Origin of the sequence: Mesorhizobium sp. CO1-1-11, assembly GCF_020164995.1 — a bacterium.
GTDB classification, from domain to species: Bacteria; Pseudomonadota; Alphaproteobacteria; order Rhizobiales; family Rhizobiaceae; genus Mesorhizobium; species Mesorhizobium australicum.
Genome location: NZ_JAIUHE010000015.1, coordinates 119,682 through 139,983, shown reverse-complemented (window position 1 = coordinate 139,983; position 20,302 = coordinate 119,682). Strand labels below are relative to the sequence as shown.

The following is a 20,302-nucleotide window of genomic DNA, read 5'->3' as shown; positions in this document are numbered from 1 at the left end:
TCTGTTTTCTGCCGCGGTTAATTCAGCTCCCATGTGCGGGAGAACTCGCCACCAGTCCGGCCAGGGACGTCCTTCCAGTGCCCGCCCATTCCGGCAGACTTTTCTGGATGCGAGCGAAAGTGGCCAGAGCCTGTCCGACCACCTGGTCCATGTTGTAGTAGCGGTATGTTGCCAGGCGGCCGACAAACCACACGTCGGGACAGGTTGCGGAGAGTGCTTCGTAGCGCTTGTAGAGCGCTTCGTTTTCGGCTCGCGGCACCGGGTAGTACGGGTCGCCGATATCCGTCGGGTATTCGTAAGTCAGGCTGGTCCGCGCGTTCTGCTGGCCGGTCAGATGTTTGTATTCCGTGATGCGGGTGTAATCTTGCGTCTGCGGATAATTGACGACGGCAACCGGCTGAAACTGCTCGCGGTCCAGGGTGACGTGCTCGAAACGCAGCGAGCGATAGGGAAGATGCCCAAGCTGCCACCCGAAATATTCGTCGATTGGACCGGTATAGATCATCCGCCTGAACGGGATCTTCTCACGGATTTCGCGGAAATCGGTCTGCAGCATGATCTTGATGTTCGGATGGTCGAGCATGCGTTCAAACATCCTGGTGTATCCGCCGGCCGGCATTTTCTGGAAACTATCGCTGAAATAGCGGTCGTCACGGTTGGTCCTGGTCGGCACTCGTGCCGTCACCGACTTGCTCAGTTGACTGGGATCGACGCCCCATTGCTTCCTGGTGTAGCCACGGAAGAATTTTTCGTAGAGCTCGCGGCCCACCGTGCTGACAACGACATCCTCGGCCGTGCGAACGTCCTCCACAGTCTCGCGTCGCGACGCGAAGAATTCCTCCAACTGGGCCGAGGTCAGGTCCAGTCCATAAAGGCTGTTGATCGTGTCGAGATTAATCGGGATGGGAACGAGTTTCCCGTCCACCGCCGCCAACACCCTGTGCTCGTATGACCGCCACTCGGTGAACTGCGACAGGTAGTCCACGATTGCCTGGCTGTTGGTGTGGAAGATATGCGGACCGTAGCGGTGGATCAGGATGCCGGCTTCATTGTAGCAATCATACGCATTGCCGCCGACATGGCCGCGACGATCTACCAGCAGGACGCTTTCGTGACGCTGCGAGGCTATCCTTTCGGCAAGCACGCTGCCGGCAAAACCCGCCCCGACGACCAGCCAGTCGAACATGGCTAAGCGCTCCTGCGAAGAGGGACGATTTTCTTGCGTTCATGGGCGCGCTCGATGTGAGCCGCCATGGCATTCCATGTTCGCTCCCAGGAGGTATCCGCAAGGTAGGCGTCGACTTGTTGCCGGAGCATCTGGCGCGGTCGCGAAAGAGCCGAGCGGAGCTTGGTTTCCAGATCGTCGCTGTCGGCGATTTCCACCAGCCCGGCAGCGCCGTAGCTGCGCACCACGTCCACGATCGCCGTCGAGACTACCGGCAGCCCCGCCGCGAGGAACTCCGGCGTCTTGGTCGGGCTGATGAAGCGGGTCGCTTCATTGAGGGCGAACGGCATCCAGCCGGCATCCCAATGGCGCAGGTAGTCGGGCAGATCGCGGTAGGCTTTCCCGCCCAGCCAGTGAAGGTTCTCGGCGCGCGGCAGGCTTGCAGCGTCGATCTTGACCACCGGGCCCAGCATGACGAAATGCACGTCCGGCATGGTCTCCGCCGCCTGGGCCACGAGATCGACGTCCAGCCGCTCGTCGATGACGCCGAAATAGCCGACCCTCGGGTGAGGAATGCCGGCCTGATCGGCCGGGTCTTTTCCCGGCTTCCTGGCCTTGTGAAAGTGGTTCACGTCGATGCTGCTCGGAAAGGGATAGATCGCGTGATGCAGGTGGCGCTTGGTCTCGAACAAGCTCAGGCCGCCGGTGAAAACAAGATCGGCGCGGTGCAGAAGCACCTTTTCCATCTGCCTCAATTCAGGCGGCGCATTCTTGAACGCCGAGAGTTCGTCCATGCAATCATAGACACATATGTCAGGCTCAAGGTACTCCGTGAAGCGGAGAGCCATTGGCGTATAATACCAGGCGATCAGCCGGCTGTGCGGCATAGACGCGATTGTCTGCTGAACAAATCTGCGCTGCGTCGCATCTGCTTTCGCGGCCGACGTGCCGACCGGGAGCACTGGTGTCACAATCAGAATGTTTGGCGAGGCCTCGCTCGTCCGCATTAGCGGCTGCGGCAGTTCTTCAAAGACAGGTTCTTCAAAGTAGACAACCCTCTGCTGCATGGATGCGAGTGTGAGGATATGCTGCGGGCGTTGATGAACGAAGTTCCACCTTAAATGAGAGAAGCAAACCAGTAGATTTTGCCTGCCAGCCTGTTTACTGACGGTGACCCTGCCCAAGGCTGCTTCCATTGAGATATTCCTTTTATAGACGGTGGTTATGTTTCGACTAACATTTGTTAATCGGGGATGAGGGAGAACTAGACTTCGGTTTCAGCTCCTAACTTTCGGGTAGGTGAGTTGTTCCAAGGTGAAACGGAGAGCCTCGGTCGCCGCTTCGGATTGGACGAATGCAAAGCGCCGGCTGCGCGGAGGCAGACTGGCTGTCTCAAATGGCGGGTCATCGAAACTGCCCCCGACCAAGTTTGCTGGTGGAGAACCGCCTTCGCCGTATTTGCGTTGAACTTGCTGGCTATAAAATGTGCCGGACATCAACTTGATTCGCCCGCAGCTTGGGCGGGTCCGGGGCAAGGGCAAATTCCGGGGCTAAGATGAAGATCGACTTCGATACCAACGTGTTTCCGCTGTTCCATCCGCAAAGCGTGGATGATCTCAAGGACCCATGCCCCGTCTTCGATGGCAGGCTGTGGCATGTGTTCGGCTCAAGCGGGACGGTGACGACCGAGACGTGGAGGATCCTGCACGCCACGGCCCCCGACCTCTATGGGCCTTGGACCGAGCACGAAGCGATCGAGCTTCCCATCAACGGGACCGGGGTCGCGGCTCCGGGCGTCATCCACGAAAGTGGCGTCTTCCATATGTTCATCCAGACCGAGTTCATGAAATCCGGGGGCCGCTGCGAGCATGCGGTTTCCAACGACGGCTTCCATTGGGTGGTTCTCAGCCCGGCCATTCTCGCCATCCCCGACACGGAAGAGGATGGCATCTACGATCCGCATCCGGCCGTCATTGGTGGCAGGCGCTATCTCGTTTACTCTGCCATGCCGAAATTCAACAGGGTGCCGCAGCCCGACATCTATCTTGCACGCAGCCAGTCCGACTCGTGGTTCGGGCCGTGGAAGCGGATCGGCAAGATCCTCGATCATGCTGATGTCCCTCATCACAATACGAGAGAGGACCCCGACTATGAATGGGGCATAGAAGGTGCCCAACTGGTCGAGTTGCCGGATGGCCGCGTGCTTCTGAACGCCACTTGCTTTCTTCCAAATGGCCTTCGTGGGAATCGCCAGCGCGTGTTTTTTGCCGTCGCTGACGAGGTTGCCGGACCTTACGTGTCGATAGGCCCGGTACTCGAACCAGGCCAGCCGGGCGAGAACGGTCATTCAACGGTGATGATCGAAGGCAGCCAGCTTTCCCTGTTTTACCAAAGCCGGGTTGCCGCGACCGACCACCGGTGGCGCTACGGCTTGGCCCGATGTGACGTGGCTCTGTTTTCCAAGGTTGCATGATCCTGGTCTGCCGGCCGGCACGACTGCGTTCGACCGGCCGGAGCGGCTGTCGTCGTCGTGCAATTGAGTTCCGTTGACACGAGGCGATCCGTTGCCAGTTCTTTCCAAATTAAACGCCTGCCCGGGCGGAACAATGCTTCCGGGCTGAGGTTCGGCTGACTTCAAACGGAGAGTCAGCCATGTATTACACCGACAAGAAATTGCAGTTCCCGGTTCGAGTCGAGACGCCGAACCCAATCTTTGCACGCGCCTTACAGCAGGCCATAGGCGGAGTGGAAGGCGAAATTCGTGTCGCCTTGCAGTATTTCTTTCAGGCGTGGGGGTGCCGTGGACCGGCCAAGTACCGCGACCTGCTGTTGAACACAGCCACCGAGGAGCTCGCCCATATCGAGATGCTGGCGACCGCGGTCGCGCTCAATCTCGAAGGGGCACCGCTTTCGCTGCAGGAGGACGTGTCGTCCGATGCGGTCGGCGGCTCTGTCCTCAACGGGATGAATTTCCGTCATATCTTGTCGACTGGGCTCGCCGCCCTGCCGGAAAACTCCAACGGTGTTCCCTTCAATGCTTCGCATGTTTATGCCAGCGGCAATCTTGCCGCCGATATGGTCGCCAACGTAACCGCGGAAGGAAGCGGACGCGTGCTTGCGACCCGCCTCTACAACATGACCAACGATGCCGGAATGAAGGACATGCTGTCATTCCTCATTGCGCGCGACACCATGCATCAGCAGCAGTGGCTGGCGGCGATCGAGGACATGGGGGGCCTGACTGCGTCTCTGCCGGTGCCCAATTCCTTCCCGCAGGAGAAAGAGCGTCAGGACGTATCCTATGCCTTCATCAACTGTTTCATCGAAGGTGTAGCACCGGCGCAGGGACGCTGGAGCGAAGGCCCGTCGATGGACGGCAAGGGCGAGTTCTCCATGGTGCCCGGCGCACCGATGGGCGAGGAGCCAATGCTTTCGCCGCCACGGCCAAGCTCTGGTGCGCAGAGCGAGCAGATGTTCGACAGGAAGGCAGCCGAATAGTCATAGTCGCAGCCGAAGGCGGCGGCCAAATGGGGGCCGCTTCCGCTTTGTGCCGTTCGTACTTGTCAGGTCGCGTCGGGCCGAAGGATCCTGGCGCAGACATCGCGAATGAGCTGCGGCAGGACGTCGAACGCATAGCCGACATGCAATCGTTCGAGCGGCGTGTGATAATCGCGTCCCCACGGACCGATGTTGATTGTCGGTATGTTGGCCAGGGCTCGCGTGAGGGGCCAGCGCACGCTGTCTTTCCAGGCTGGTGTGTTGCGGGCGACGACGTCGAGGGAGGACTCGGCCGCTTCGCCAAAGAAGCTCATGTCCGAAATCCCGGCGAAATAGTCCGCGCAGGTGACCACGCTGCCATAGCGAGCCGCTGCCTCGTCGGCCACCTCGACGGCAGCGGCTCGCAGCCTGGCGGCTGCCGGCTGCGCGGAAAGGTTCGTCGGCAGATAGGGAATGGATCCGAAGCCCGTCACGATGGCTGGTCCGGCCAAGCGGCTGAGTTCCCAGGCCTGCTCGGTTATCAATCGGCACTTCTCGGGCAGGGGCTGGTCGCCGGCGGCGATCGAAGCGGAAACAGCTTCGAGCCGCATCCGCTCCGGTTCTTCGGGACGCGCCAGCAGAGTCTCATACCGATGGACCGGGATCGATTGCACCATCTCCAGCAGACCTGTTTCGTGCTGAGCGGAGACGCGCCGCCGGAGCTCCTGTAAAAGACGCGAGGCCGCTTCGGCGCATAGGCTGTCGAACCGGTCGAGCACCTCACTGGGCGCCCGGCGATAACTCAGCACATTGAAAGTGGCATGGGCGGTCCGCGGTGTCGTGACATCATACCCCGTCTTTCCGTCCCGAATCCCGAGCAGGCTGGGCGGGGTACCGGGTCCGGTGCCGCACATGTCGGTGAGTTCGGGCGCCCATTCGATCCGCGCGGCGATTGCCGCGGCGATCGCGCCGGCATTGAGGCCATTCAAGGGAAAGCCGCTATGTGTGGGAACACCAACCACGCAGGCGGCCGGAAGCAGCTTGCCGACGGTTCCCAGAGCGATGACGCGACCCTTGCTGCCGTCGCCATCATCCGCGATCGCATCGAGATTGATCACCGCGAGCAAATCGAGGTCGCGCTCTTTACAGAGTCCAGGCAGCATCTGCGCCGCCTTGCGGGCGCCGGCGGAATTGTTCTCCTCGTCCGGCACTGCGATAAAAAGCAGATTTCCAGCCGGCTTTGCGCTTTCGGCAAATTCGGCGCATACGGCCAGCCCGGCTGCAAGGCCCGCCTTCATGTCGAGAAGACCGCGTCCGGCAAGGAACTCCCCGCCCGCGAAATCATGGTGGGCCAGAATGGCGGCTGGAGCGTTCGCGGCGACGAGGGAACCGTGCAACGCCTTTGTCAACGCGTCGGGCCGAGTGGCCAGAGGCTCCAACTGTCCGTAGTCGCTTGTCCCGACAGTGTCGTAGTGACCGGTCAAGAGCACGGTCGAGCGACCAGTGCCGCGCAGGAGCATCGCCACGCAGTGACGGCCGTCCTGGGGTCCGACCTCGATCGTCCAGACCTCCGCGTTCTGAAATGCCGTCTCCTTTCGGAGTTCCGCCGCCAACCAAGGGCCGAAGGCAGCCTCGCCGTCCGTGCCGGTGATGCTCTTCTGCTCGGTCAACCCGATTGCCCATCGCCGCGCGCGACTGGACAGCGTCTCGATAGGGTTGCGGGTCATTGCGATCCTGCCATTCGGGTGGGAACGGTGGATCCTATCCTGGTCAAGCGATTTCTCTCAAGCGCACTTCGGCGGTGGCTCAGTGGAATCCACTTGGAAGGTATTCGTGCTCAGAGGGGAACTCCCGGGCCGGGCAACTCGTCTCGATGACGGACTGGCGACGCTCTGGACCGGTTCTTCCTGCATTGCTCTTGGATCGCAAAAAGCTCTTCGCCGACGGAACATCGCAGGGTCCATGAAGTTGGGCTGCCAAGGAGGAACGTGCCATGAACGGTGTCATTTATCTTATCGGCCTCGTCGTTGTCGTGCTCGCGGTCCTCTCCTTCCTCGGTTTTCACTAGGTGACCCATGCAACGTAATGACGGCCAGGGCCGTAAACCCACTGATTTCGACAAGGCGACAAGCGACGTCTCCGACAGACTTGGCCGGGAAAAGGAGCGCGCGAGCGAGTTGCTTCACGATGCTCGCGACGGACTGACCCGCAAGGCTGGCGACTACGCGACAGAAGCCACGCAGGTTATTTCGGACAAGGCGGAGGAGACGCAGCGCGACATCGGATCAAGCTTGGCGGCGCTGGGCGGCGCGTTACGCGCGGCCAGCGAGCATCTGGCCAACAATGATGAAAGGACCGCGTCGAAATTTGCCCTGGACGCCGCCGGCGGGCTGGAGCGGCTTTCCTCCTCGTTGAAACAAAAGCCGTTCGGCCAGGTGCTTGAGGATGTGCAGTCCTTCGGCCGGCAAAACCCCGGTGTCCTGCTTGCCGGGTCTGTACTGGCCGGATTGGCGCTGGGTCGGTTCATCAAGGCTTCCCCGCCCAGAAGCCCCGAAGCATCTCGAAGTGCCTCGGGTGGTGCAAATTCGCAGACCGGCGAAGCTGCTGGTTGGTCGGCCGATGGGGCGCAAGGATTCGGCGGCGGTGTTGACGATCTGGCCACGCAGTATGGGGAGCAAGACAGATGAACACTCAAGATAATCCCAGCCTCGCGACCCTGGTGACCGACTTGGCGCAAAACGTCACCACGCTGGTGCAAACCGAAGCCAGGCTTCTGCGGGCGGAGCTCTCTGAAAAGTTTACCAAGACGGGAGCTGGCGCCGCCGAGGTGCTGGGCGGGGCCATCTGCCTGCTCGCGGCTCTGCTCGTGCTGCTTCAGGCACTGGTCATCGCATTGACGCGGGCAGGGCTGGGGGCCGGGTGGTCCTCCCTGTTGGTCGGCGTGGTGGTGGCAATTCTTGGCGTCATTCTGCTGCGCACCGGCATGGCAAGCATGGCGCCTTCCGAACTTACTCCCGACCGAACCCAGGAACAGCTCAGGCGCGACGCGACTGTGATCAAGGAACAAGTGAGATGACCGAGAAATCCGCAGCCGAACTCGAACGCGAGGCCGAGGCCGCGCGCGCCAGGGTGGTGGAGACCGCCGAATCCATTCGAGGCAAAATGACACCGGGACAATTGCTGGACGAATTCACCGGCATCTTCTCTGGAGGAGAGAGTTCGGCAATGCTCAACAACCTGAGAACGCAGGTCAGGGACAATCCCTTGCCCGTGACCATGGTGGGCGCCGGTCTGGCTTGGCTGATGCTGGGCAGCGGTCCGTCGAACGGCAGCCGTCGCCCGGCCGGCTATACGGCGCCAACCCCGCCCCGCGGGGGTGACGAGGCGGAGGGCGGCGGCTTGGGCAGCACGCTCTCCGGAACCGCTGAATCGCTCACGTCGGCCGCAAGCAGCGCTGGCGCAGCCATATCGGGCGCAGCAAGCGGCGTCGCCGAAGGGCTGACGAGCAACGCCGCCAGCGCAGGATCGACGGCTGGCGCCATGGCTGCGAAAGCCAGCCGCTCGGCACAGGAACTGTTGAACGATCAGCCCCTCGCCGTTGCGGCGGTCGGTCTCGCCATCGGCGCCGCGATAGGCGCCATGCTGCCCCATACCGCAATGGAGGATGAGCAGCTGGGCGGCTATGGCGAGAAGCTTCGCAACACCTCGGAGACCATGCTCGAGCAAGGCCTCGATCAGGCCAAGCAGGTTGCCGCGGACGCCTATGAGACAATCAAGCAGCAAGCTGGACGGCAGGACACGCAAGCAGGCACGGTGGCCGACCAGATTGGTGAAATCGTCAAGTCCGCCGCCGACACGACGGAGCAGTCCCTACGGGAACGGATCTCTCCCCCGTCGGAACAAAAATCCTAGCCGAGGATGCTGGAGCCGCCGTAACGATGTGCGCGATTCTTGCAGGGCAAGGCGGGAGCTTCAACCCGATTGGCAGTGGGGGCTCCGCCACTTCAGCAACCACGATCGGGCGCTTCGAATGAAGCGCCGCCTTCGATACAACAGCTCGCCAAAGGGTTGTCGCGCCAATTTTCAGAGCTCTTTTCGCAGGAAGACGCGCGCCGCGCCAGGAATGCCAAATTCAACCCTGCCAAATTCCTCGTATCCGTGGCGAACATAGAAGCCAGGTGCTTGGAAGCTGCTGGTCTCGACCACGGCGCGCGCGCAGCCACGCTTTCTTGCCTCTGTTTCAACGGCTGACAGGAGCCGGCTGCCATACGACTTTCCTCGTACATCCTCAGCCACGAAAAACATGTCCAGGAACAACAGTCCAAGCTCAGTCCTGCCCCACAAACCCCCAACGACCTTTCCCGAGGCATCCCGCACTATGGCGCCGATCGGCATTCGATCCGCGACGCCGGACTTGGCCACATTGTAGCGATAGAGCGCAGCGCCAGCTTCTGCCTTGGCATCCCCGCCGGTTTCAACCAACTCGATCAGGAGATCCGGCTTCCGTGCTGCGCGGCTCGCTGAACATGCCCAGCCTGAAACCTGCTTCGATCTTGTCATGGTTGGATCTGCGGAGGAGACTTTCGTTTCACTTGCCGGCCCCGCCGCCCACAACCATTCGAATGCCAAGGCCGACAATGAAGCAGCCGGCTATCCGTTGTTGCCAAAGTCGCACGCGGGGTCGACGCATGACCCATTCGCCGAGCACACCAGAAGCAACCGCATAGGTCCCCAGGACCAAGACGCCAGTCAGTTTCTGGGTCGCGCCGAGCATCAGCATCTGGAACCAGACAGAGCCACGGTTCGGATCGACGAACTGAGGCAGGAAAGCGATCATGAAAGTCATGGGCCAAGGATTGATGAGGTTGGCTATCATACCTTCCCGTATCGCGGCGAGCGGCCCGACGCGCTTGACGCAATCGAGATCCAGATCGCTTTTCGTGTCCGAGAGCAAACTTATGCCCAACCAGACAAGATAGGCTGCTCCAGCCCAACGGAGCGCGTCAAATGCCAATGGCGATGCACGCAAGAGCGAGGAGACACCCAGGGCGATCAGCGGCAGTTGCACCATGCCTGCGCCCAATGTCATTCCCACGACCGTGAACAACGCCACGCCACGGCCTTGCCCGATGCCACGTGCCATGACCAGCATGCTGTCGGGCCCAGGCGGCATCTGCAACAGGATCACGGTGCCGAGAAAGGCGAACCACAGATTGGGATCGATCTTACACCTCCTTGGCCCAAGCCTATTTGGTGCGTTCAATGCTGGCCCCCTGTCCCGGCAAGCGGCGACATCCTTGCCGACGCGATCGCCCCTGGCGCCGTCTAGCCGGCCTTGTCAAACCGTATGGCGAGCCCCTGCTCGATGAGAACTCCGTCGCAAGGCGATATTTCCGGCCGGAGCATCCGGTATTCTCCTCGGCGTCACAATTTTCCAACGGGAGATTTGTTCCCGGGGAACGAACGCTGCGTGTCATCCGGCAGCGGCTGTTCAAGCAAGGAAGTCCAGGATCGCCTTTGCCAACAGGTCCGGAGCTTCTTCGGCGACATGGTGGCCGCTGTCGATGCCTCGGCCCTGCAGGTGCCGGGCCCATGGGCGCCAGATCGCCAGCACATCACCATAGAGCCGTTCAAGATCGTCGCGCAGCGACCACAGGACAAGCGTTGGGCATTCGACCCGGAGCCCTCGGGCGCGATCCTCCGCATCGTGCCGGCGATCGATCGTGAGCCCGGCCCGGTAGTCTTCCAGCATGCCATGCACGACATGCGGACTGCTGATCGCCGCCTGATAGTCCTCGAAGTTTTCTCTGCCCATCGCCTCGGCCGATCCGCCATACCAGGCCTGCGGATCGACATTGATGGCGCGCTCCGGCTTGTCTGGCTGGGCAAAGAAGAACCAATGCCACCACTCTGTCGCGAAGCGGCTGTCGCAACGCTCCAGATGCTCAAGGACCGGAATGCCATCGATTTCGACAAGGTGCGAAATACTGGCAGGATGATCCATCGCCATCCTGAACGCGGTAAGGGCGCCACGGTCATGCCCGGCGACGGCGAAACGATCAAAACCAAGCCTGTGCATGAGAGCCACGCAAATGCCGGCCTTTGCCCGCTTTGAAGATCCCGCGCTTTCCCAGGCATCGGCCGGGACGGACGATTGCCCGAACCCCGGCAGGTCCGGGCAAATGACGGTGTGATGTCTTGCCAGGATCGGCGCGACGCGATGCCATGTGGTGTGGGTTCGCGGGTGCCCATGCAGGAGCAACACTGGCGGGCCAGCCCCACCATGGCGCACGCGCAATGTCGCATCCGCAAGCTTGACGATCTCCAGGCTAAAGCCGTCGAACATCATTTTTGCCGAGGATCGGTCAGCGACTGTCCAGCGGCGACGAAAGTGCCCTCCTTCCGAGCGACCGCAGCGGCCAGAAGCGTACGCGCCGCGTTTCGGACTTCTTCCTGCAGGTCCATGTCGTCGTCGAGCTCGTTGTGGCTGGTAGCGTATGGCTTCCAATAACCGGTGTAGCGGTCGAGTTCGGCCTTCGGCCCCGCCGGGACCATTTCGATCGATTTCAGCCAATCCGATAAAGAGCGCCGGACGTTTTCGGCTCCCTCGGTATCGCCGTGCACGATTACCGAGAAGAGCCGGCCGGCAAGGTGCCGGGGATAGTCCCATCCCTCGAGTTCCAGCGCCTTCGCCTCCCGCGCCTCCTTGCCGTGCGTGGAACTAGGATCGGGATTGCCGCCATCGGCGCATACCAGACGGTCCATCATCAGCTTCAGCGGCGAGGTGGCCTGATACCAGTGGACAGGCGTTATGATCATCACCGCATGGGCGGCAACCCACATTGGATAGATCTCGTTCATCCAGTCCTGCGTCTGGCCGAGCGAATGATTTGGATAGCAGGAGCAAGGCCAGTGACAAAGCGCGGCAGCGGTGGAGAAGCAGGCCTTGCAAGGGTAGATTTTGCGGCCGTATTCGGCGGCCAGCCGGGACAAATCCAGGATCTCGACTTCCGCGCCGCCGGCCTTGAAGATCTTCCGGGCGATTTCGACAAAACGATAGGATTTGGACATCTCGCCGGGGCAGGTGTGCTCGCTGCGCGGCGATCCGTTCACGATCAGGACGCGGCGTCGTTTGCTCCGTTCATTCATGCTCTTTGCGCGCTCGATTGCTTGTCTGGCCTCGAGCCAATCGACCGCCAGATCGTAATCGGGATCGGCAAAGCCATGTCCCGCCTTTCGCGTCCGCGGGCTCTTTCTGGAATCCCTATAGGCTTGCCAGGCGACTTCCGTTATCCGCTCGATGTCGGCGGCCAGGGGCTCGAACGCCGGATCATTGAACTGTTCGCCATAGCGACGCTTGAAAGCCTGTTCGTCCAGGCGGGGGCTGGGCATGCCCTTGCGCGGTTCTGGCGCGCCGCGCTTCAGCCAATCGAACATGGGGTTTCACCTCTGCATGGAAAGCGATCCAAGCTCAAACGCGGCAAACAGGCGCGGCGTTCCGAACGCGCGATAGCCATGATCTGCAAGGACTTTTGGGCGAGTACAAAACAAGGCGCGCCGGAATCACCCGAACCGGCGTGTTTCGAATTGATTCGCCAAGTTCGGTACGAAGGCGTACACAAAGAGGTCGTCAGCAGCACGATCCGGGCGTTGACGCTTGGGAGCGACCATCGCACTCCTGCCCCAGCGTGAGGCTAGGATGTCATGACGAAAGACCCTGAGCGCCCCGGTCTGGCGCCCGAAGCCGTTCGTACACTTGCCCGGGAATCGGGCGCTACGGAACAGCAGATACGTGACATAGTGTTGCTGGTAGGGTTCGACCGTGCCTCGATCCTCAGGGAAGCTCGTCTTCTGGCGAAGGATGGATAGCCGACAAAACTTGCGATTTGTCCACAGCAGCTATTGTCGGTTTCATACCGACGCGGCCGCCTGCCTAGTGCTGGCCGGGTGGGACAGTTTATGTTTTGCCACCGTCCCCTCGTTCGAGGGGCACGGCCGGCCGAGAGATCCCAGTGCTCTTGCCCAAGTGGAGAGCGTCTCGTGGATCCCAAGATTCTGCAGGCCAAGAGCGAGTTGTTGCGCCGAATGAGCGCGGCCGATTTCGAGCGCCTGCGGCCGCATCTCGAAAGTGTTTTTCTGGAGTTGCGCTCGCCGTTGGAGATCGAAGGCCAAAAGATCGAAGCTGTCTATTTCCTGGAGAGTGGCATCGCATCGGTCGTCGCCAAGACTGCGGGAACGGCTGAATCGGAGGTGGGAATAATCGGCTTCGAAGGCATGACCGGTTCGGCGCTGATCATGGGCGACGATCTGGCAAGCTTCGATTGTTACATCCAGTCGACGAGCGAGGCGATACGGATGAGCGCCGCGCCGTTCGTCGAAGCCTTGGAAGAGAGCCCTACCTTGCGGCCGTTCCTGTTGCGCTACGTACAGTATCTCCACGTCCAGACCAGCTACACGGCATCGATCAATGCGCGACACAGCCTGGAGGTCAGGCTGGCGAGATGGCTTCTGATGTGCAGCGACCGGACCGTTGGCGACAGGCTTATGATAACCCACGAATTCCTTTCCGTCATGCTGGGCGTCAGGCGCCCCGGGGTTACCGTGGGGCTTCAGACAATCGAGAGCCATGGCTACATCCGTGCCCGCCGCGGCGAAATCACGATCCGGGATCGGAAAGGTCTCGTGGCGCTGGCACGGGAATCTTACGGCCCTCCCGAACTGCAATACCGTCGGCTGGTCGGGGACCTCGGTTCAAAGAACCCTTCGAGGCAGGACCGTCCGCCCACCTGACCGCCACCATGCCGGCATTGCAGGGCGAGGATCGCGGAAGTGGCCGACGCGACGATGCCGGTGACGGCACATTGCCTAAGCCCGCATCGGCCACTGCGGCATGATTTGGAGATGCCGCCTGGTTAATCTAGGCATCTGCCAATGACTGACAATAAAGGGCCAAGGCTCGGTAAGAAACGTACGAAGCCGAACCTAATCTCACTGGCGGGAGGCGATACGGGCCCTGCTCATCTCGCACACGGAATGGAACTGGCGTCCCACCGCTTGCCAGGCAATGTTACTCGCGGCGCGGACATTGCGAACTTGAATTCCCGGAGCACACCGCGCTTCGCGCCATTCACCGGCGACAGCGATCGGCATTGGTCAGGGCAATCACAAGTCCTTGAACGCGAACAGTTCCCGGAACATCTCAACTTCAGGTTTGTTTGAAGCCCAGATGCCATCTGGAGCAGGGGCGGAGAAGATCCGTGGCCAATTCGCGATCGATACCGGTGGTCGTCGGCCGTCCGATCCATCGGACACCGATGGCGGTCGCCAATGCCTGTTTCATCGGCACGCTGCTGACCGACCTCACCTATTGGCGAACGGCGGAGATGATGTGGGCCGATTTTTCCGCATGGCTGCTGTTTGCCGGCCTCGTGATGGGCGCTCTTGCGGTGCTTGCGGCGCTTTTCGATCTCTTCACCCGTCGAATTCTCCGTAAGCACGGAGCCCATCTGCTCGGCGGCCTGGTGGTGCTTGTGCTGTCGTTCTTCAACGCGCTGGTGCACAGCCGTGACGCCTGGACGTCGGTCGTGCCGACAGGGCTCATCCTCTCCGCGGCGGCCGTGATCGTCTTGGTTCTCGTGTGGTTGCTGGAATGGAGCACCGGCCGCACCCGCGTCGAGGTGCTCGAGTGAACGCCCTGCGGGTTTCGAACACTCACATCCGGCGTGCCCTTGGGTTCGGTCTGTTGTGCGGATCGCTTTTGGCATTGCCCGCCTGCAGCAACGACGACCCGGACCCAAGCGGCCAGGTCGGGCCAAATCCGACACTGCCTGAACCAACGCAATATCTTGTTCCGCCCATGCATGTCGCTTCGGTCGTCGGCTGGGAGCAGGACGAGAAACCAACGGTCGCGAAGGGTTTGCAGATCCAGGCATTCGCCAAGGGATTGAAGCATCCACGCTCGCTCTACACCTTGCCGAACGGTGACATTCTCGTGGTCGAGTCCGTGGCGCCGCCCGGCGCCGCGATCAAGCGTCCGAAGGACCTGATCATGGGCTGGATCGAGTCCATGGCGACGTCGGGCGGCGGCACCGAGGGAAGCAACCGCATCACGCTGTTGCGTGATACGAACGGCGACGGCGTGCCCGACGTGCAGGATGTCTTCCTCGATCATCTCAATTCGCCCTTCGGCGTAGCCCTGGTCGGCAACGATCTCTACGTCGCCAACACGGATGCGATCGTGCGTTATGCCTACACATCCGGCGAGACCAAGATCACCGCGCCAGGCACCGTGCTGACGCCGCTGCCCGGCGGCCCGATCGATCATCACTGGACCAAGTCTCTCGTCGCCAGTCCGGACGGATCGCTGCTTTATGTCGGCGTCGGCTCCAACAGCAACATCACCGAGAACGGCATCCAGGCGGAAAAGGATCGCGCCGCGATCTGGGAGGTCGACAGGGCGACAGGCCGTTCGCGCATTTTCGCAGGCGGGCTGCGCAATCCCAACGGCTTGAGCTGGGAGCCGCAGAGCGGAGCGCTGTGGGCCGTCATCAACGAACGCGACGAACTCGGCCCCAATCTGGTTCCCGACTACATGACTTCGGTCAAGGACGGCGCGTTTTATGGCTGGCCCTACAGCTACTATGGCCAGCATGTCGATCCGCGGGTGATGCCGCGGCGGCCGGACCTGGTCGCCAAGGCCATCCCTCCGGACTATGCACTGAGTTCCCATGTCGCGCCCCTGGGACTGGCATTTTACACCGGCACCAACCTGCCCGAATCCTATCGCAATGGCGCCTTTGTCGGCGAACATGGCAGTTGGAACCGCAAGCGCTTCAACGGCTATAAGGTCGTTTTCATACCGTTCAATGGAGGTCATCCTGACGGTAAGCCTCAGGACGTCGTCACCGGTTTCCTTGACAATGACAACAAGGCACATGGGCGGCCCGTGGGCGTTGCCGTCGACAAGGCGGGCGCGCTGTTGATTGCGGACGATGTCGGAAACACGGTCTGGCGCGTGACCGCAGCTCGGTAGTTATCGGATTGTATGCGCAGGAAGCCCGGTAGTGAAACTGATCCTCACGCTGTTATCGGCGGCGTAACCTATACTGAGGATTCAAAGCATGCGTTACCCGGCACTCGCGATAAGTCGAGAGGAACAAAGGTCGCGCCGCCTTGTTAGCGATGATGGCGCGCTATTATTTTGATCTAGTCGACAACGGAACCTCCTTCCCGGACACTGAAGGAACCGAGCTTCCGAGCTTGGAGGCAGCTGAGGATGAGGCGGCAAAGGCGTTGCTCGAAATAGCAAAGGACCAGATGCCTGAAGGCAATTTCCGAGAGGTTGCCCTGCATGTCCGTGCTGGTGCTAGCAAACCCCTCGTTATGGTGAAGGTAACGTTCGAACTGGTGCGCAACGGACCTGATCGCGATGGACCCGTGGGAACCTGACTACTTCCTCAATGAAAGTGCGCGCCTATATCAACGGAGGGCGGCGGCACAGATTGCCGATCTTCGCTCGAATATTGAAGACACGCGGCGCGTAATCGAGGAATCGCGCAAGCTGCTGGACCGGCTTTCCGCCAAATCAGGCGCTATCCACCCGTAGGGAATGACAAGGCCCGCTCGTAACGCGGGCCGCTTGAGTTGTGGTGGAGCAATCCGCCTCATAACTGAGTTTAAGGCTGCTCATCTCGGTTCGTTGTTGATGCTCAGATAGGTAGGGTCGAACTCGGCAAGCCTGGCAAGCTGGTCCCAGTCCAAAATGGTGACCATATGGTTCGTCCAGGTGATTACCTTGATCTTCTTCAAGCCTCCGATCACCCGGTTCATGTGCACGACCGACAACCCAAGCACGTCGGCCATTTCAGTCTGTGACAACGGTAGATGGAAACTCATGCCGCTGGTGCGTTTCACCGCCTGCAGCCGTACGAACAGTTCGCAGATGAGATGGGCCAGATGCGAGGTCCTGGAGCGGCGGCCCATTGCCACGATCCATTCGCGATGTATGGCCCCATCGACCAGCGTATCGAGCCACAACAGCCGGGTCAGGTGAGGGGCCTGTTCCGTAATGGCTTTCAGCTTGTTGTGGTCCGCGTACATCACCCGGCAAGGTGACAGCGCGACGATACCGTGATCCATGGTCTTGAGCAAAAAGGCGTGGAGATCGACGAAGTCGCCGGGCACCTGCAAGGACGTGAACTGCCGGCCGCCGTCCTCGAGCACCTTGTAGCGTGCCGCCAGGCCATCCAGCAGCATGGTGCTATAGGTTGGCCGGGACCCCGCTTTGACCACATCTTGCCCCTTTTCGAACTCGCGTCCGAAAACAACCGTTTCGGCCAGCAAGACCTTCTCGACGTCCGAAAGAGTGTCGTGCTGGCCGAGTTGCAGATAGAGGGACTCTAACATCATAGCCTCAAGGCGATCGGGGTTGAAACGCCGATCGCCAGATGTCCTGGACGCAAGGATAGCAGCCGGACCTTAGGCCTTCGGAAGATGGCGGACCCTATCATCGGCAGCCTGCGCGTATTCTGGCGCAAGCGCCGGAGCGGGAACCACCAGTGTCGCTGGGTATTAACACGCTAGAGGTGTCCAAGGCTGCCCCGAAAATGAAACGGTGTCATTTCGATCTCTATAACGGTGATGGCCCCGTACCCAACGACGGCCAGCCATTTGAATCGCGAGAACAGGCGAGGGCAGAAGCCATTCGCATTTCGCAGGAAGTCGCTCGCGATGAAATGCCGGATCGCGACTTGGTCAACATACCGGCAAGGTGCGCAATGAGGCGGGCGCCCAGGTGTTCGAGGCATCGCTTGTCCTGACCGCCGGGTGGAGCGCGTGACCTTGATGCGGTCAGCGTAGGAGTCGCTGTGGAATTTGCACCACATTTTCCGATCCGGGCAGTTCAAAGGCCATGGCCAACCGACGCAAGGAAGCCATTTCCACGATCAACTCTTCGATCGAACGATCCGGCAATCCCGTCTTCACTTTCTGCCTTACCCTTGCTGTGAGTTCATGAACGCGGACAGGCACGAAAAGCGCGCTGTCGTCCAGCAATCTGCTGATTTCGATCACCACATCGGCGTCAATGTCTTTCGGCAATTCCCGCATGGGCGTCACCTTGGTCTCGAAGCGATCCGAAGGCAGCCAGGCATTGCGCATCAGAGGGCATGCCGGACGCGGATCGATCATCGGATTCATAAAACCACCCACCCAGCGTGTCACTAAAAACGTTGGTACGAAAATTACCAAACGGGTTGGTTCCCGTAATCCATGTATTTTGGCATCGCGCGACTACAGGCATCGTCCAGTGGCGCTTGTCGCATGCCAGGACGCGATTGCCGCCAGCATCCCGGCACTCACTTGGTGAACTCGTCGTCAAGAATGCGCAATGCTTCTTCATACTTGGCCGTGGATGCTCCGATCTGCTTTGATTGCCAGATATTGTCGGCCAGATCCGCCCGTTTTACCGGCAGCGCCAATGGGTTCGAGGCGGCCCGGCGTACGAATGCGAAATAGTCCTCGCCTTCTCTGCGTGTCATGGCGTCGACCGCGGCGGCGATCGTCGGTCCAAAGCCCGCCTCTTCGAGCTTGGCCCGGCTCCAGCCTTCGCTTTTTTCCAGGACATCGTGCAGATAGGCGACGACTTTCTGATCTATCGTTTCGACGGCGTCGACCACTCGACGGCAATGGTCGATATAGGGGCCTCCTGTCTTGTCATGCTGCGATGCATGCGCCTGCTCCGCAATCTTGGCCGCCCGATAGAAAATACTCATCACATCCATCTCCGCCTTTTCGCCAGCGAGCTGCGTTGCTTTCAGGCGCCTACCAGCGTTCCTCGGTTTCGCGGTGCGGCAAGTCCACGCCGCAGCAGACCCAGCCAAGCCGCTGCCCTGATCCGTAGTTGTAGCGAGGCTCCAGCCGCGCTGGATCGTCGAATGTGCCGACATGCAGCGCGATTTCCCCGGGCGAGACGTCATAGGCAAGGCTGAGCGGCGATCCGCAGGCGGGACAGAACCCCCTTTGGGCGATTGGCGAAGATCGGCGATAGGCGGGAGTGGCGTCGATCCAGGTCAGGTCTGGCGAAGGCACCCACGCCAGGACCGCAAATGCACTGCCGGTCGCGCGCCGGCACATATCGCAATGGCAATAGTGCACTCTCGGTTCGCTTGTGACGTTGAAGCGAATCCGGCCGCAAAGACATCCGCCGTTCAGTTCCACCTTGGCTCCAGTCCGATGAGCCTGCGTTTCGGCAGGCTCTCCAATCTCGTGCGGGCAGCTTCGTTCATCTGGCGAAAACGTCGGCCGCCCTCGTCGGTTCCTATGCCCCGCAGGAGGGGTTCGCGCACGGGGCTCTCGTCTTTTCGAGCGCCGTGGCATTGAGGCCGCTTCTGTCGGCGACCCTGCGGAAAATGGCCAGCCAGGTCCAGAGCCAGGCCGCCGATCGGCTATCGAGCCGCTTCGGTTTCGACGAAGCAATGGGCAGAAAAAGACTTCTTTTTGCGATCCGGCCCGGATGCTCTGTTGCAAACCTTAGAACACGCAAGGCTCGCTGGGAGGCGACGCCCAAACAAGAGCGGCTGCCGAAACGCAACCGGCATAGGCCGCGAGAATGAGGCCGATGCCGGCAACAGCCATAGGGGAACCACGACAATGAAGACATTTCGAAACTGCCTGATGGGCGCGGTCGGCGCAGGCCTGCTGGGCCTGGGGCTTGCAGCTCCCGCCAATGCGGGCGCCATCCGTCTCGGCATGACGACCTGGGTAGGTTACGGGCCGCTGTTTCTTGCCCGCGACCTCGGTTACTTCAAGGAGGCCGGCGTCGACGTCGACCTGAAGGTCATAGAGGAATCAGCGCTTTACATGGCTGCGGTCGCCGGCGGCGATCTCGATGGCGCCGCCTCCACCGTAGACGAGCTGATGAAGTACCGCTCGGACGATCTCTGCTTCAAATACGTCCTTGCGCTCGACGACAGCCACGGCGGTGATGGCGTCGTCACGCAGCCCGACATCAAGTCGCTCAAGGATCTGAAGGGCCAGCAGGTGGCCTTGAACGAGGGCTCCGTTTCCGAATTCTGGTTCAACGTGCTCCTGAAAAAGGAAGGCATGACCGAGGACGACGTTACCATTACCAACATGACCGCCGATGACGCGGCGACCGCCTTCATCGCCGGCCAGGTTCCCGCCGCCGTGACGTGGGAGCCGCACCTCACCGAGGTCCGCAAGGGCGGCAAGGGAAAGGTGTTGATCGATTCCACGACCACCCCTGGCTTGATCGTGGACGTGATCGCCCTCAAATGCGATCTGATCGAAAAACATCCCGAGGACGTAAAGGCCCTCGTCAAGGGCTATTACAAAGCGGTTGAATACATCAAGACCAATCCGGAAAAGGCCTATGAGATCATGGCCAAGGGCATTGGCGGCTATCTCGAAAAGCCCGAGGATTTCGCCGCCGGTGCCAAGGGCGTGCGCTATTACGATCGCGATCGCAACCTGGAATTCTTCGGTACGCCGGAAAAGAGCGAGGCGTCCGAGCTGGTGAATTTCGCGCAGGACATCTGGGGCAAGGCCGGCAAGCTCAAGATGACGATCGACGCGAAAACCATCCTCGATACCGACTTCATCAGGGAACAATGAGCCTTCGAGAAACCGGGGTCGGTCCGC

General features: G+C 60.8%; 22 protein-coding genes. 11 read left to right on the top strand and 11 right to left on the bottom strand.

All coding sequences use genetic code 11. The annotated features are described in order from the left end of the window. Window positions 1-22 precede the first annotated feature (22 nt). Entirely contained in the window at window positions 23-1,186 is a 1,164-nt protein-coding gene (glf, locus tag LB554_RS19175; RefSeq protein ID WP_140614620.1) for a UDP-galactopyranose mutase, read from the bottom strand. A 2-nt stretch (window positions 1,187-1,188) separates the two neighbouring features. Beyond that, window positions 1,189-2,361, bottom strand: a complete 1,173-nt coding sequence (locus tag LB554_RS19170) for a glycosyltransferase (protein WP_224586232.1) — start codon at window positions 2,359-2,361, stop codon at window positions 1,189-1,191. Window positions 2,362-2,720: 359 nt separating this feature from the next. Between LB554_RS19170 and LB554_RS19165 the strand changes: the two genes are divergently transcribed. Next, entirely contained in the window at window positions 2,721-3,638 is a 918-nt protein-coding gene (locus tag LB554_RS19165; protein WP_224586230.1) for a hypothetical protein, read from the top strand. A gap of 179 nt (window positions 3,639-3,817) precedes the next feature. Then, window positions 3,818-4,663 (top strand): manganese catalase family protein, encoded by an 846-nt coding sequence (locus tag LB554_RS19160; RefSeq protein WP_224586228.1) that lies wholly within the window; start codon window positions 3,818-3,820, stop codon window positions 4,661-4,663. Window positions 4,664-4,728: 65 nt separating this feature from the next. On the opposite strand, the gene LB554_RS19155 is transcribed toward LB554_RS19160, so the two are convergent. Beyond that, a complete protein-coding gene (locus LB554_RS19155; protein WP_224586226.1) occupies window positions 4,729-6,312 on the bottom strand; it encodes a M20/M25/M40 family metallo-hydrolase in 1,584 nt (527 codons plus the stop codon). Window positions 6,313-6,717: 405 nt separating this feature from the next. Between LB554_RS19155 and LB554_RS19150 the strand changes: the two genes are divergently transcribed. Genes LB554_RS19150 through LB554_RS19140 form a run of 3 tightly spaced genes read left to right on the top strand, consistent with a single transcriptional unit; the run spans window position 6,718 to window position 8,554 of the window. Next, entirely contained in the window at window positions 6,718-7,329 is a 612-nt protein-coding gene (locus tag LB554_RS19150) for a hypothetical protein (protein ID WP_224586224.1), read from the top strand. Further along, on the top strand, window positions 7,326-7,718 hold the full coding sequence (locus LB554_RS19145) for a phage holin family protein (RefSeq protein ID WP_015316434.1): 393 nt from the start codon (window positions 7,326-7,328) through the stop codon (window positions 7,716-7,718). Before LB554_RS19150 ends, LB554_RS19145 begins: the two co-directional genes overlap by 4 nt. Next, entirely contained in the window at window positions 7,715-8,554 is an 840-nt protein-coding gene (locus tag LB554_RS19140; protein WP_224586222.1) for a hypothetical protein, read from the top strand. Before LB554_RS19145 ends, LB554_RS19140 begins: the two co-directional genes overlap by 4 nt. A 171-nt stretch (window positions 8,555-8,725) precedes the next feature. On the opposite strand, the gene LB554_RS19135 is transcribed toward LB554_RS19140, so the two are convergent. The 4 genes from LB554_RS19135 to LB554_RS19120 form a co-directional block, all read right to left on the bottom strand. Continuing rightward, window positions 8,726-9,202 carry a GNAT family N-acetyltransferase gene (locus LB554_RS19135; protein ID WP_224586220.1) on the bottom strand — a complete coding sequence of 159 codons (477 nt, stop codon included), beginning with the start codon at window positions 9,200-9,202 and terminating at the stop codon, window positions 8,726-8,728. Window positions 9,203-9,230: 28 nt separating this feature from the next. Beyond that, on the bottom strand, window positions 9,231-9,905 hold the full coding sequence (locus LB554_RS19130; protein ID WP_140715602.1) for a LysE family translocator: 675 nt from the start codon (window positions 9,903-9,905) through the stop codon (window positions 9,231-9,233). A gap of 228 nt (window positions 9,906-10,133) precedes the next feature. Then, complete coding sequence (locus LB554_RS19125) at window positions 10,134-10,988, bottom strand: alpha/beta fold hydrolase (RefSeq protein ID WP_041163351.1); 855 nt, start codon at window positions 10,986-10,988, stop codon at window positions 10,134-10,136. Continuing rightward, the gene (locus LB554_RS19120) at window positions 10,988-12,079 is read right to left on the bottom strand and encodes a flavodoxin family protein (RefSeq protein WP_224586218.1); all 1,092 of its coding nucleotides are present in this window, start codon (window positions 12,077-12,079) and stop codon (window positions 10,988-10,990) included. The genes LB554_RS19125 and LB554_RS19120 overlap by 1 nt, the downstream gene beginning before the upstream one ends. A gap of 603 nt (window positions 12,080-12,682) precedes the next feature. On the opposite strand from LB554_RS19120, the gene LB554_RS19115 reads away from it, so the two are divergent. From LB554_RS19115 to LB554_RS19100, 4 genes are all read left to right on the top strand, one after another. Beyond that, complete coding sequence (locus tag LB554_RS19115) at window positions 12,683-13,432, top strand: Crp/Fnr family transcriptional regulator (protein ID WP_140790251.1); 750 nt, start codon at window positions 12,683-12,685, stop codon at window positions 13,430-13,432. A 467-nt stretch (window positions 13,433-13,899) separates the two neighbouring features. Beyond that, complete coding sequence (locus LB554_RS19110) at window positions 13,900-14,331, top strand: DUF2231 domain-containing protein (RefSeq protein WP_224586216.1); 432 nt, start codon at window positions 13,900-13,902, stop codon at window positions 14,329-14,331. 5 nt (window positions 14,332-14,336) lie between these two features. Then, a complete protein-coding gene (locus LB554_RS19105; protein WP_411962638.1) occupies window positions 14,337-15,674 on the top strand; it encodes a PQQ-dependent sugar dehydrogenase in 1,338 nt (445 codons plus the stop codon). Between the two features lie 152 nt (window positions 15,675-15,826). Continuing rightward, the gene (locus LB554_RS19100; RefSeq protein WP_041163723.1) at window positions 15,827-16,090 is read left to right on the top strand and encodes a DUF6894 family protein; all 264 of its coding nucleotides are present in this window, start codon (window positions 15,827-15,829) and stop codon (window positions 16,088-16,090) included. Window positions 16,091-16,327: 237 nt separating this feature from the next. Here the strand turns inward: LB554_RS19100 and LB554_RS19095 are convergent, their stop codons facing one another. Beyond that, the gene (locus LB554_RS19095) at window positions 16,328-17,047 is read right to left on the bottom strand and encodes a Crp/Fnr family transcriptional regulator (RefSeq protein WP_140790257.1); all 720 of its coding nucleotides are present in this window, start codon (window positions 17,045-17,047) and stop codon (window positions 16,328-16,330) included. A 200-nt stretch (window positions 17,048-17,247) separates the two neighbouring features. On the opposite strand from LB554_RS19095, the gene LB554_RS29640 reads away from it, so the two are divergent. After that, window positions 17,248-17,460, top strand: coding sequence for a DUF6894 family protein (locus LB554_RS29640; RefSeq protein WP_411962637.1), 213 nt, complete (start codon window positions 17,248-17,250; stop codon window positions 17,458-17,460). 31 nt (window positions 17,461-17,491) lie between these two features. On the opposite strand, the gene LB554_RS19090 is transcribed toward LB554_RS29640, so the two are convergent. The 3 genes from LB554_RS19090 to LB554_RS19080 all read right to left on the bottom strand — a co-directional run bounded on the left by LB554_RS19090 (window position 17,492) and on the right by LB554_RS19080 (window position 18,775). Beyond that, entirely contained in the window at window positions 17,492-17,839 is a 348-nt protein-coding gene (locus LB554_RS19090; RefSeq protein WP_224531261.1) for a hypothetical protein, read from the bottom strand. Between the two features lie 158 nt (window positions 17,840-17,997). Further along, window positions 17,998-18,414 (bottom strand): HD domain-containing protein, encoded by a 417-nt coding sequence (locus tag LB554_RS19085; RefSeq protein WP_015316448.1) that lies wholly within the window; start codon window positions 18,412-18,414, stop codon window positions 17,998-18,000. A 49-nt stretch (window positions 18,415-18,463) separates the two neighbouring features. Continuing rightward, entirely contained in the window at window positions 18,464-18,775 is a 312-nt protein-coding gene (locus tag LB554_RS19080; protein WP_140725916.1) for a GFA family protein, read from the bottom strand. 516 nt (window positions 18,776-19,291) lie between these two features. Here LB554_RS19080 and LB554_RS19075 point away from each other — a divergent pair. Then, on the top strand, window positions 19,292-20,275 hold the full coding sequence (locus tag LB554_RS19075) for an ABC transporter substrate-binding protein (RefSeq protein ID WP_015316450.1): 984 nt from the start codon (window positions 19,292-19,294) through the stop codon (window positions 20,273-20,275). The last annotated feature ends 27 nt before the right edge of the window (window positions 20,276-20,302 follow it).

Coding starts and splice junctions, on each gene's coding strand:
- glf (WP_140614620.1), bottom strand. CDS start 1,186: ATGTTCGACTGGCTGGTCGTCGGGGCGGGTTTTGCCGGCAGCGTGCTT.
- LB554_RS19170 (WP_224586232.1), bottom strand. CDS start 2,361: ATGGAAGCAGCCTTGGGCAGGGTCACCGTCAGTAAACAGGCTGGCAGG.
- LB554_RS19165 (WP_224586230.1), top strand. CDS start 2,721: ATGAAGATCGACTTCGATACCAACGTGTTTCCGCTGTTCCATCCGCAA.
- LB554_RS19160 (WP_224586228.1), top strand. CDS start 3,818: ATGTATTACACCGACAAGAAATTGCAGTTCCCGGTTCGAGTCGAGACG.
- LB554_RS19150 (WP_224586224.1), top strand. CDS start 6,718: ATGCAACGTAATGACGGCCAGGGCCGTAAACCCACTGATTTCGACAAG.
- LB554_RS19145 (WP_015316434.1), top strand. CDS start 7,326: ATGAACACTCAAGATAATCCCAGCCTCGCGACCCTGGTGACCGACTTG.
- LB554_RS19140 (WP_224586222.1), top strand. CDS start 7,715: ATGACCGAGAAATCCGCAGCCGAACTCGAACGCGAGGCCGAGGCCGCG.
- LB554_RS19135 (WP_224586220.1), bottom strand. CDS start 9,202: ATGACAAGATCGAAGCAGGTTTCAGGCTGGGCATGTTCAGCGAGCCGC.
- LB554_RS19125 (WP_041163351.1), bottom strand. CDS start 10,988: ATGTTCGACGGCTTTAGCCTGGAGATCGTCAAGCTTGCGGATGCGACA.
- LB554_RS19120 (WP_224586218.1), bottom strand. CDS start 12,079: ATGTTCGATTGGCTGAAGCGCGGCGCGCCAGAACCGCGCAAGGGCATG.
- LB554_RS19100 (WP_041163723.1), top strand. CDS start 15,827: ATGGCGCGCTATTATTTTGATCTAGTCGACAACGGAACCTCCTTCCCG.
- LB554_RS19095 (WP_140790257.1), bottom strand. CDS start 17,047: ATGTTAGAGTCCCTCTATCTGCAACTCGGCCAGCACGACACTCTTTCG.
- LB554_RS29640 (WP_411962637.1), top strand. CDS start 17,248: ATGAAACGGTGTCATTTCGATCTCTATAACGGTGATGGCCCCGTACCC.
- LB554_RS19090 (WP_224531261.1), bottom strand. CDS start 17,839: ATGAATCCGATGATCGATCCGCGTCCGGCATGCCCTCTGATGCGCAAT.
- LB554_RS19085 (WP_015316448.1), bottom strand. CDS start 18,414: ATGAGTATTTTCTATCGGGCGGCCAAGATTGCGGAGCAGGCGCATGCA.
- LB554_RS19080 (WP_140725916.1), bottom strand. CDS start 18,775: ATGTGCCGGCGCGCGACCGGCAGTGCATTTGCGGTCCTGGCGTGGGTG.
- LB554_RS19075 (WP_015316450.1), top strand. CDS start 19,292: ATGAAGACATTTCGAAACTGCCTGATGGGCGCGGTCGGCGCAGGCCTG.